The 9,496-nt window shown below is 67.1% G+C and carries 10 protein-coding genes and 1 pseudogene; 6 read left to right on the forward strand and 5 right to left on the reverse strand.

Features of this window, described 5'->3' with window-relative positions:
* A pseudogene (locus A9X04_RS09515) lies at positions 1–497 on the reverse strand (class I SAM-dependent methyltransferase); the annotation flags it as partial.
* 51 nt (positions 498–548) lie between these two features.
* Complete coding sequence (locus tag A9X04_RS09520) at positions 549–1,721, reverse strand: glycosyltransferase (RefSeq protein WP_067919680.1); 1,173 nt, start codon at positions 1,719–1,721, stop codon at positions 549–551.
* 369 nt (positions 1,722–2,090) lie between these two features.
* On the opposite strand from A9X04_RS09520, the gene A9X04_RS09525 reads away from it, so the two are divergent.
* The 4 genes from A9X04_RS09525 (at position 2,091) to A9X04_RS09540 (ending at position 5,828) form a co-directional block, all read left to right on the forward strand.
* The gene (locus tag A9X04_RS09525; RefSeq protein WP_067919682.1) at positions 2,091–3,431 is read left to right on the forward strand and encodes a PPE domain-containing protein; all 1,341 of its coding nucleotides are present in this window, start codon (positions 2,091–2,093) and stop codon (positions 3,429–3,431) included.
* Positions 3,432–3,618: 187 nt separating this feature from the next.
* On the forward strand, positions 3,619–4,392 hold the full coding sequence (locus A9X04_RS09530; protein WP_067919684.1) for a C39 family peptidase: 774 nt from the start codon (positions 3,619–3,621) through the stop codon (positions 4,390–4,392).
* Between the two features lie 228 nt (positions 4,393–4,620).
* Entirely contained in the window at positions 4,621–4,902 is a 282-nt protein-coding gene (locus A9X04_RS09535; RefSeq protein ID WP_102417426.1) for a DUF732 domain-containing protein, read from the forward strand.
* 80 nt (positions 4,903–4,982) lie between these two features.
* Positions 4,983–5,828: an MOSC domain-containing protein gene (locus A9X04_RS09540; RefSeq protein WP_067919693.1), complete on the forward strand. Its 846-nt coding sequence runs from the start codon at positions 4,983–4,985 to the stop codon at positions 5,826–5,828.
* 28 nt (positions 5,829–5,856) lie between these two features.
* Here the strand turns inward: A9X04_RS09540 and A9X04_RS09545 are convergent, their stop codons facing one another.
* Positions 5,857–6,111, reverse strand: coding sequence for a hypothetical protein (locus tag A9X04_RS09545; RefSeq protein WP_067919695.1), 255 nt, complete (start codon positions 6,109–6,111; stop codon positions 5,857–5,859).
* A 270-nt stretch (positions 6,112–6,381) separates the two neighbouring features.
* Here A9X04_RS09545 and A9X04_RS09550 point away from each other — a divergent pair, with 270 nt between their 5' ends.
* On the forward strand, positions 6,382–6,939 hold the full coding sequence (locus A9X04_RS09550) for a general stress protein CsbD (RefSeq protein ID WP_067919696.1): 558 nt from the start codon (positions 6,382–6,384) through the stop codon (positions 6,937–6,939).
* 26 nt (positions 6,940–6,965) lie between these two features.
* Positions 6,966–7,640, forward strand: coding sequence for an IF2 family translation initiation factor (locus A9X04_RS09555; protein WP_067919698.1), 675 nt, complete (start codon positions 6,966–6,968; stop codon positions 7,638–7,640).
* Positions 7,641–7,644: 4 nt separating this feature from the next.
* Here A9X04_RS09555 and A9X04_RS09560 read toward each other — a convergent pair whose 3' ends face one another.
* Together A9X04_RS09560 and A9X04_RS09565 are read right to left on the reverse strand one after the other, a co-directional pair.
* Positions 7,645–8,322, reverse strand: a complete 678-nt coding sequence (locus A9X04_RS09560) for a cutinase family protein (RefSeq protein ID WP_067919709.1) — start codon at positions 8,320–8,322, stop codon at positions 7,645–7,647.
* 115 nt (positions 8,323–8,437) lie between these two features.
* Positions 8,438–9,211, reverse strand: a complete 774-nt coding sequence (locus tag A9X04_RS09565) for an enoyl-CoA hydratase/isomerase family protein (RefSeq protein ID WP_067919711.1) — start codon at positions 9,209–9,211, stop codon at positions 8,438–8,440.
* Positions 9,212–9,496: the final 285 nt, after the last annotated feature.

The following is a 9,496-nucleotide window of genomic DNA, read 5'->3' on the forward strand; positions in this document are numbered from 1 at the left end:
CGACGGGCGAGGGCCAAAGCGTTGCGCCCGGTTCCCGCACCCACGTCCAGCACGCGGTAGGTCGTCGGATCAGGTGCCTCGGCGGCCAGCGCCAGCACGCGCGCGTCGGGCTCGGTGCCGAACAGCGGCGGCGGACGGACGGCCACCCACTCGTCGTAATCGGCGTCGAGGCTGCGCCATTCGGCTTTGACCCGGAAATTCACACTCGTCCCGAAGGGGGCGTTGAACGAGATGACAATGTCGGACCGGGGCGAAGCCTTGAAACCCTTCGCCAGCTCCGCCTCGAGGGTGGCCCTGAGCTGAGACGACTGTTCGGGCGTGTACCAGACGCCCAGGGTGGCACAGACGTTGCCGCACAACTGGACATATTCGTCGATCAACGCGGGCACTGCGGGCACCCGGATGTGCCCCTCGGCCACCGATCGGCGATACAACCGCCTGACTATCGCTTCGTGAAGCATCGACGGATCGAAGGGGTCAGAAGGCGGATCCTGCACCAGAACCTTTTACACGACCCAGCCGCTTAGCACCACTGAAAGTCGCGCCGATCAGCCCGAGCGGGCGACGCCTTCGAGGAGGTCGGCAGCCATCGCGACACTTTCGGCGGGCTTGGTCATCGCGGTAGCGAGCTCGCGTGCCCGCGTGGCATAGTCCGCGGCGAACAGGGACCGCAGATCCGCGATGAGGGAATCGTAGGTTGATTCCGAAAAAGGTCTGGCCATGCCCACTTTTAACTGGCTGACCGCGGAGGCCCAGATCGGCTGATCGAGCCAAAGCCAGAGCACCAACATCGGGACCCCGGCCCGCATGCCCGCGGCGGTGGTACCCGCGCCCCCGTGATGCACGATCGCGCGGCATGTGGGGAAAACGGCGCCGTGGTTGACCGCGTCCACAATTTTGGTGTGGGCCGCCCGCGTGACGTGGCTGAAATCGTTTGGGCCGCTGCAAATCAGCGCTCGTTCGCCCAACTGTTCGCACGCCCCGCTGATCACTGCGACCGTTTCCGCGGGCGATGTCACCGGCGTACTACCGAAGCCGAAGTAAATGGGTGGCGTCCCGTCGGCGATCCACGACAACACCTCGTCGTCGACCTCGGCGGGCATGTCCAGCGTCAGCGACCCCACGAACGGCCGCCGCTGCCCGGATGTTGCCCACTCGCTGGCCAACTCGGGCACGCAAATCTCATAGTAGGTCTGGATCTCCAGTACGTCCCGAGTCAATGATCCGGCAGCTTCGGGTAACCCCAGCGCCTCGCGCTGCAGGCCTTCGGCCACATTCGTCACCTGCTCCTGGTACCCCCCGAGTTCCAGTGCCAGTGCGGGGAAAAAATGCAGCGCGGCGAACGGCATTCCGTAAAACTCTGCGACGTTGGCCGCCAACCGCTGCTCGTTCATGCCAGCCACCAGTAAGTCGGCACCCTCTGCTAACGAAGCCAGCGCCGAGTTCTTGTCCGCCCACACCTGGTTGACGCGCTCCATGAGTTGGGGCAGAGCGCTGATCGGATCCTGAACACGGTGCACGAAATCTGTCGTTTCGGTGATCTGCTGTCCTGTGTCGGGCCCGTAAGCGACGGCGTCGAGACCGGCCGCCTCGACGAAGCCGAGCATGTCGGGCGGGACCGCCATGCGCACCTCATGCCCGCGGCGGAGCAACTCGCGACCGACGGCGGCGCAGGGCTCGACGTCGCCCCGGCTGCCATAGCCTGCCAGCACAATTCTCATCAACGACCTCACTCGCGGTGGTGGTATCGATCCAAGCAGACCGTCCGCATCGGGATTGCGCGGCGGGAACTCGCTGACGCCGTGCACGCGTCCCGCGCCAATGACAGGCACGCGTGCAATAACGGCGGTAACTTATCGGTGACCGTCGGCGCCCACAGCGCGCTATTCCAGGTCAGAGGGGCATGTCGAAGCGATTGAGACGTCCGCCGCGCGGTCAGGGGGTGACAGACGGTCGTCGGCCGTTGCCAGACCTGTAGTACTTAGAAGGATCACGATTTGTTTGCTGTCCGTTGGGCTATCCCACAACGGCCCGTTGCAGGCCGTTAACGCTGTGGCCGCCCACTGAACCGTCCGGAGGAGACCGACTACATGGATTTCGCAGCGCTGCCTCCGGAGATCAACTCGGCCCGGATGTACACCGGGCCTGGGTCGGCACCGACGCTGGCCGCCGCGATGGCCTGGGACGAGCTGGCCGTCGCACTGCATTCCGCGGCGGACGCCTATCAGGCCGAGATCACGGCCCTGACCGGTGGGCCCTGGCTGGGTCCCTCGGCGGCGGCGATGGCGGCCGCGGCCGCCCCCTACGTGGCCTGGGCGAGGACCGCCGCGGCGCAGGCGGAGCAAACGGCCAATCAGGCCAGAGCCGCTGCCTACGCCTACGAGGCGGCCTTCGCGGAGACGGTGCCGCCCCCGGTCGTCGCGGCCAATCGCAGCCTGCTGATGTCGTTGATCGCGACCAACGTCTTCGGGCAGAACACCCCGGCGATCGCGACCACCGAGGCGCAGTACTCGGAGATGTGGGCGCAAGATGCCGCAGCCATGTACGGCTACGCGGCGTCATCGGCGGTGGCAACGCGATTGACGCCGTTCGCCTCGCCACAGCAGAGCACCGCGCAGGGCGGGCCGGTGCGGCAAGCGGCCGCCCTCACCCAGGCCACCGGCACCTCGGCCGGGAAGGTGCAGAGCGCCCTCTCCTCGACGCAGCAAGCCTTCGCCGCGACGCCCAATGCGCTCACCAGCCTCGCCAGCCCCCTCGATTTCGGCTTCGGCGGGCGAGACCTGTTGGGACTGCTGGCCGACTTGAGTGCGGTGTTCGCCGATCCAGAACTCGGGTCCGCGGGACTCGCCTCTTCCTTAGTGGCCCTTCCCTACGACGTTGCCGGAGCCCTGACCGGTTTCCACACGGACGACATCGTCAGCGGCTGGGCGGGCGTCCAGTCCTGGCCCGGGTGGGCGCCCATTCCGCCCACGCCCTTCCCGGTGATCACCAACCTGGCGGGGGGATCGGTGGCGACGGCGAGCCTCGGCGAGGCGCACATGGTCGGCGGATTGTCGGTACCGCCGGCCTGGGCGGCCGCCGCGCCGGCGATCCGCCCGTCCGCCCTCGCCCTGCCCGCCACCAGCGTCGGCGCGGCCGCCCAGGCGTCGTCCAGCGGCTCCGGAAGCCTGTTCGGTGAAATGGCCGCGGCGAGCATGGCCGGGCGCGCGATGGCGGGCACGGGCACCGCTGCCGTTACGGGACGTGCCGAACGGTTCAGGACCGCCACGCAAAAGGGAACGCCGGACGCCAGCACCGCGTCCCAGGCCCCCGCCGGTGGCCCGATCACCAGCATCGCCGCCGAACTCCGCGAGCTGGCATCCCTGCGCGACGCCGGGATCATCACCGAAGACGAGTTCATCGAGCAAAAGCAGCGCCTGCTTCCGCACTGAGGCCGTCCGCGGCGAGACATTCGCGTGGCGACAAAACGCGTCCAATATCGACAGATGTCATCAGCAATTGTTTCGTGTGATTTTTGTATGTCGGTGCGTTCTTTCGAGAGGCGGTGTCACCGATACGCATTAACTGCTACCGTGTGAAAGCTTTCAAGCTTTATTGATCGAACCTCGACGAGCATTCATGTCCACCTCCCGGATCACGCCCGCGGTCGGCACCGCGGTGCTCTTGGCGTGCGTGGCTCTGACAGGTGTGGCGCCGCTGTCTTCGTGTCGTCCGTCGCCACCGGCACCGCAAGCCATCGCGTCGACGACGACTGCCGGCAGCGCTCCCAGCAATCAGCCACCGTCGCAGGCGGCCGGCGGGGCGCCGCCGGGCGGAAACGGTATCTACGGTGACCCCGGCGCGGCTGCCGAGTTCTGGCAACCCCAGTCGCTCGAGGACAATTGCGGGCTGATGGCCGTCGCCGACGTGGTCGGTGAGATCACCGGTCACGCGCCGACGGAACAGCAGATGATCGCACTGGGGGAGTCGACGCCTTCGCAGACCAACCCCGGACCCGTCTACGCACCGCGCAGCGACCCGAGCCACACCAACGGCAACGGCGGCATCGAAATGGCCGACGCGGTGGTGCTACTCGACCACTACGGCATCAAGTCCGAAATGACCTATTCGGACCATCCGGATCAAACCGGATTACCCGCGCTGGAGCGGTACCTCGCCCATGACCGGAAGGTCATCGCCTGGGTCAACTCCGCGGTCATCTGGAACACCAGCGACCAGCGGACCAAGGCCGACCACTTCGTGGTGGTGACCGGGATCGACACCAACAACCAGATCATCCACCTCAACGACCCCGGGGCCGAGCACCCCGACGAACAGGTCGCGATCCCGGTCTTCACGACGGCGTGGCAAACCGGTCAGGAGTCGATCATCGTCACCGCGCCCGCCGGCTGAACACCCCGCCGTCCGTGACCGGAAGTCGCCGAACTCGTCGATCGATGCTCACGCCGCACCCACCAGAAATACGTAACACCGGCCCGGTTTCATGGGTGAGCAATTTGCCCAATTTTAATATTCGCCGGCAGCGCCGACTCATATACTGGCCGCAACTCGACTCCGACAAGAAAAGAAGGGCACGAAATGCTTCCTCCGCGTTGGCTGGCTAAATTGACAATTCCCGTTATGGTTGGCGCTGCCCTCACCGCAAGCCCCGCGATCGCATCGGCCGACGCCACCGACGACGCGTACTTGGCGAAACTGCACAACCTCGGCTTCTCGTGGCCCTCGTCGAGTGACTCCGACATGATCGCTCTGGGGCATGCGGTCTGCTCCGACCGGATGGCCGGCAAAACACCGGACGCCATCGCCGCGGACCTGCACTCCGGCATGAGCTCCAAGGGCTTCACGTTCGCCGACATGACCGGTTGGGTCAGCGCGGCGGAATCCACCTACTGCCCGGGCTGATCTTCCTCACCACCGGCCTGAGCCCTTCCCGCATACTCTGAGCGGGACAGTTCGTGTGGGCTCGCCGAGTGAGGGTGGCAGTGCAGAATTCGACGGCCTTTCGGGGCGCCGCCGCGGCCGGCCTGCGGGTGGAAGGGCTGCTCCGGTACCCGGTGAAGTCGATGCTCGGCGAAACCGTACCTAGCATCTTCGTCGACGAGCACGGCGCGGAGGGCGACCGGCGACTCGCGCTGTTGGACACCGCAACCGGTCACGTGGCGAGCGCCAAGAACGCCAGGCTATGGCGGGGCCTGCTGAAGTGCACCGCCAACCGAGAGGCTGGGCGGGTGACGATCGGTCTGCCCGACGGAACCAGCATGGCGGTGGACGATCCGGGCATCGACGAATTGCTCTCGGAGCTGTTGGGAAGACCGGTCCGACTGATCACTCAGCGCCCGGAAGGCGCCACGCTGGTGCGCCCGGACCCGGAGAAGTTACTGGAGCTGGGCTTGGACGCCGAGGTCGGCGGCCGCATCCTTCAGATCGCCCAGGCCACCCCGGGTGACGCATTCACCGACGAGGCCCCACTGCACGCGATCACCGCGGCCACGCTGGAACACATCGGCGTCGAAGCGCTGCGGTACCGGCCCAACATCGTGATCGGGACGCCACCGGGTTACCCGCCGTACGCCGAAAACGACTGGGTCGGAACGGAAATCGTCGTCGGTGATGCACGCCTGCGCGTGTTGACGGCCACGTCACGATGCGTGGTGCCGACGCTTGAACACGGCCCACTGCCGCGCGCTCCGCAGGCGCTGCGCACGCCGGCGGCCGAGAACCGTTGGGACACCGGCGGTCATGGCCCTCAGCCGTGTGCGGGCGCCTATCTGGCGGTGGCGGCGGAAGGAGTGATCCGCGTCGGTGACCGCGTCACCGTCGGCGGATAAGCGGGGGCGCGGCCGTGGACGCGATTATCTAGGTTTCCGCGTGCGGGGTGGGGCTTTGCGCAGACTCCCACTTCGACGCCAGCGACCTTCTCACCGTGGTGCCGGCGGCCAGGTCGAGCTGGAAGGTCTCCCCGTCGTCGTCCTGCAACGTCACGACGTAGCGTTCGCCGGTGGCGTCTTTGAACACCACTTTGTAGGGCCGTTCACCAGAGCCGCGGTCGACGGCGATGATGTCGCCAGGGCTGACGTCGTCGATTGGGGCGTTACCCGAGACTTCGGACATACCGTCGACGGTAGCCGATCCGTCGATTTCAGGATTTTCGCCCGGCGTGATGCCGGCGACGGCACCGGTGACCGGCCCGCGGCCCCGGTAGAGTGCATGACTTTCGTTGTCGCGCTTGATGACTCGTCAGTACCGGACGATCCGAGGCGTTCCGGTGTGCGCGTGACCCAGGTCACACGGGTGTTTGATCTGCGGCATCGGTGGAACCACTGAGCGTGACACCAACGAACGAAACTCAGTGCTTGGCTAACGCCGCGAGGAGACTGCCGAATGAGCGAACAGAACAAAGCCGACGAAGCGCGTAGGGGCCTGATCGATTCGGTGAAGGGCAAAGCGAAAGAGGTCTTCGGGGCGGTCACCGGCAACGAATCGCTGACCGCCGAGGGTCAACTCGAGCAAACGCAGGCGCACGAGCGGAAGGAAGCCAACGCGATGGAGGCCGTCGCGGAGGCCCAGGCCAGGCAGGCGCAGGACGACGCTGCCGAAGCCCGGGTGGAAGGCGCCCAACAGCGCGTCGCGGCGAACGCGCAGGCCGTTGCCACCGAGGAGTCGATCGAGGCTCGGCAGGCGGCCCAGAAGCACGCGGCCGAGCAGGCCGCGCGGCAGCGGGCGACCGCCGAGAAGACACAGGCCGAGCTGGACGCACAGCACGAAATGCAACGGGCGAAGGCCGACGAGCGAGCCGAGATTCGTGACGCCTCCGAGGAAATCGTCGACGCCGTCGCCGAGCACCAGACATCGGTGCAGGTGGCCCGCAACGACGAGTCGGAGGCCGACCGTCTTCGCCGCGAAGCTCAGAACGTGACCAACGAAGCCGACCTGCCCTGACGGCGGGCCATACCCAGGAGAAGTTAATGAAGATTTCCGAACTCCCGTTCGCCGTTCTGCGGTTTCACTACCAACTCGCCCGTGTCCCGTTGCAGCTCATCGAGGACCAAGTCGTCACCCGCATCCCCGACGAGGCACCGGCGCGCCTGCTCTTCGAGCGCTCACTCGGCATGCTGGACACCACCGTCGGTAATGCGCTCGATGACCCGCGACTCGTCGAGCGGGGTACGGCGCTGATCGAGCGCAGCGACGCGCTGGGCCGTGCCGCGCAGCTGGATGCCAAGGCCGCGACCCGCAGGGAACGGGCCGACGCAAAGCTGAAGGACGCCCGCGATCAGGCGATCGAGGAGCGGGAGGAAGCGCAGGCGGCCACGCAGCAAGAGGTCAAAGAGGCGCGCAACTCCGCCGAGCAACGCAAACGGGAGGCGGCGCAGTCGGCTCAGCAGCGGAGCGCCGCGGCCAAACGCCGCGCCGACGAGGCGGCGGACCGGCAGAAGCAGACGGTCGAATCGGCCAAACGCCAGGTCGAGACCAGGACTCAGGCCGCCGAGAAGGCCGCATCCAAGGCCGCCGCAGCGAAGATCGATGAGGCCGAGGACAAGCTGGGCGACGCCGCCGACAAGCGGTCCGAGGCCGACCGGGTCGCGCACCTGGCCGCCGCCGAGCGGCAACAGCGGCAAGGGGAGCGGGCGAACGACTGACGCGTCAGACGCGCGGCGCCGGCCCCTGGTTGATCTTGTTGGCCGCGAACGTCGCGGCCTGAGCGGTCATCCCTGCGTCGATGTAGGACACGTGCGCCATGATGTTGCCGCCTCCCGAGCAAATCGGGTCGTCGGGGGCGCACAGGCTGATGGTTTTGGATCCATACGCGGGGTTGATGGTCGGCAGCGGCTGGCCGCCCCACAGCATGGTCGAGAACCCACTGGTCGGCTCGCCGAAGAGGGCGACGGCGGCGACGTGATCGGCGACCGAGGCCGGCATCGCGTTGGTGGCCAGATCGATCACCGTCGAGCCTTGCGAGTATCCGCCGAGCACGATCCTCGAGTTCGGGCAGCTGGCCACGGTGTCCTGGATATGGGTGCTCGCGTCGTTGGAGCCGGCGTTCGCGCTGTTGTGGTAGTCGTCATTGGCCGGGTAGTTCACCGCGTAGACATCGACGGACTTGCCGCCGAGCTGCGACGTCAGCGAGTCCACGAATGCCTGGCCGATGTTGCCCAGACCGGGCTCCTGGTGGGTGCCGCGGGCGAACACCACCGAGACGTCGGTGCACGGATCGGCAACGGCGACGGGAGCGGCTGAAGATCCCCACAGGGGTGCGCTCAGCCCCGCCCACATCGCCACGACCGGGACGCCAACAATGCGAGCAACTCTCCGTGCAGTCATGCCGAAATCCTGTCACATCACCGGGCGCGCCGGCCCCGGCGGTATGCGCTCCCATCGGCATGTGAGCGCATCCAGCCGAGTCACGTTGCGGCGCAACGCAATCGCTCAGCCACAGCTAGTGGCCGCGCCACTGGGGCTTGCGCTTCTCGGCCCAGGCCCGAAGTCCCTCGGCTACGTCCTCGGTCGCCCCTGCCACCTTGCGCATGGTTTCGCCGAAGCGGACGGATTCGACCCAGCCCATGTCCGCCGTGCGCCACGCCACCTCCTTGGTCGCACGCTGGGCCAGGGGGGCGGCCTCGGTGAGGGTGCGGGCCCACGCTTTGGCCTCGGCCTGCAGCTGATCCGCTTCGACGAGCCGCCAGACCAGGCCGATCTCCTTGGCGCGCTCCGCGCTCATCGGCTTGCCGGTCAACAGCAGCTCCATTGCGTTGGCCCAGCCGACCCGCTGGGGCAACCGAATGGCCCCGACGATGGTCGGCACGCCGATCGACACCTCGGGAAAGCAGAAGCTGGCCTCCGTGCTGGCGATGACGAAGTCGCAGAACAACACCCCCGTCAATCCATAGCCGATGCAAGGCCCGTGCACGGCGGCGATGGTCGGCTTGAACAGCTCCATCCCGCTTTCGAAGGAGTTGACCGTCGGCTTCTCCCAGAACGTTCCGCCGAAGGTGCCGACCGAGCCCTCGCCGTCCTTGAGGTCACCACCCGCGCAGTAGACACTGCCGTTCGCGGTCAGGATCGCGACCCAGGCGTCCAGGTCGTCGCGGAACCGCTCCCAGGCCGCGTTGAGGTCTTGGCGGAGCGACCCATTGATGGCGTTGCGAGCCTCGGGACGGTTGAGGGTGATGGTGGCGATGTGGTCGTCCAGCTGATAGGTGACGAGGCTCATGGGCTAACCCTAGGGCGCCGAGTGTGGGCCCTAGGGATGAAAACTGGCGGGAATTCGTCCACGGGCCCCACGCTCGGCGGCGGGATGCGTCGAGCGCACGCCTATCCTGGCCGAAATGGCCGAACTGTCCCGCGCGGAACTGCGCACGCGCCTTGACGGTCTGACCACCCGCGACGCCGCGCGCCTGGGCAGGCGCCTGAAGAACCTGCGCGACGCCAAACCCGACAAGCTGCGCCACCTCGCCGAGGAGATCGCCGGGGCGGAGGCGCTCGTCGCCGCCCGGCA

Origin of the sequence: Mycobacterium sp. E3247, from assembly GCF_001667785.1 — a bacterium.
Classification (GTDB): Bacteria; Actinomycetota; Actinomycetes; order Mycobacteriales; family Mycobacteriaceae; genus Mycobacterium.

Bases quoted from the DNA above. Each gene is read 5' to 3' on its own strand.
- A9X04_RS09520 (WP_067919680.1), bottom strand. From the start codon at position 1,721: ATGAGAATTGTGCTGGCAGGCTATGGCAGCCGGGGCGACGTCGAGCCC.
- A9X04_RS09560 (WP_067919709.1), bottom strand. From the start codon at position 8,322: ATGACTGCACGGAGAGTTGCTCGCATTGTTGGCGTCCCGGTCGTGGCG.
- A9X04_RS09545 (WP_067919695.1), bottom strand. From the start codon at position 6,111: ATGTCCGAAGTCTCGGGTAACGCCCCAATCGACGACGTCAGCCCTGGC.
- A9X04_RS09535 (WP_102417426.1), top strand. From the start codon at position 4,621: ATGGTTGGCGCTGCCCTCACCGCAAGCCCCGCGATCGCATCGGCCGAC.
- A9X04_RS09555 (WP_067919698.1), top strand. From the start codon at position 6,966: ATGAAGATTTCCGAACTCCCGTTCGCCGTTCTGCGGTTTCACTACCAA.
- A9X04_RS09565 (WP_067919711.1), bottom strand. From the start codon at position 9,211: ATGAGCCTCGTCACCTATCAGCTGGACGACCACATCGCCACCATCACC.
- A9X04_RS09525 (WP_067919682.1), top strand. From the start codon at position 2,091: ATGGATTTCGCAGCGCTGCCTCCGGAGATCAACTCGGCCCGGATGTAC.
- A9X04_RS09530 (WP_067919684.1), top strand. From the start codon at position 3,619: ATGTCCACCTCCCGGATCACGCCCGCGGTCGGCACCGCGGTGCTCTTG.
- A9X04_RS09550 (WP_067919696.1), top strand. From the start codon at position 6,382: ATGAGCGAACAGAACAAAGCCGACGAAGCGCGTAGGGGCCTGATCGAT.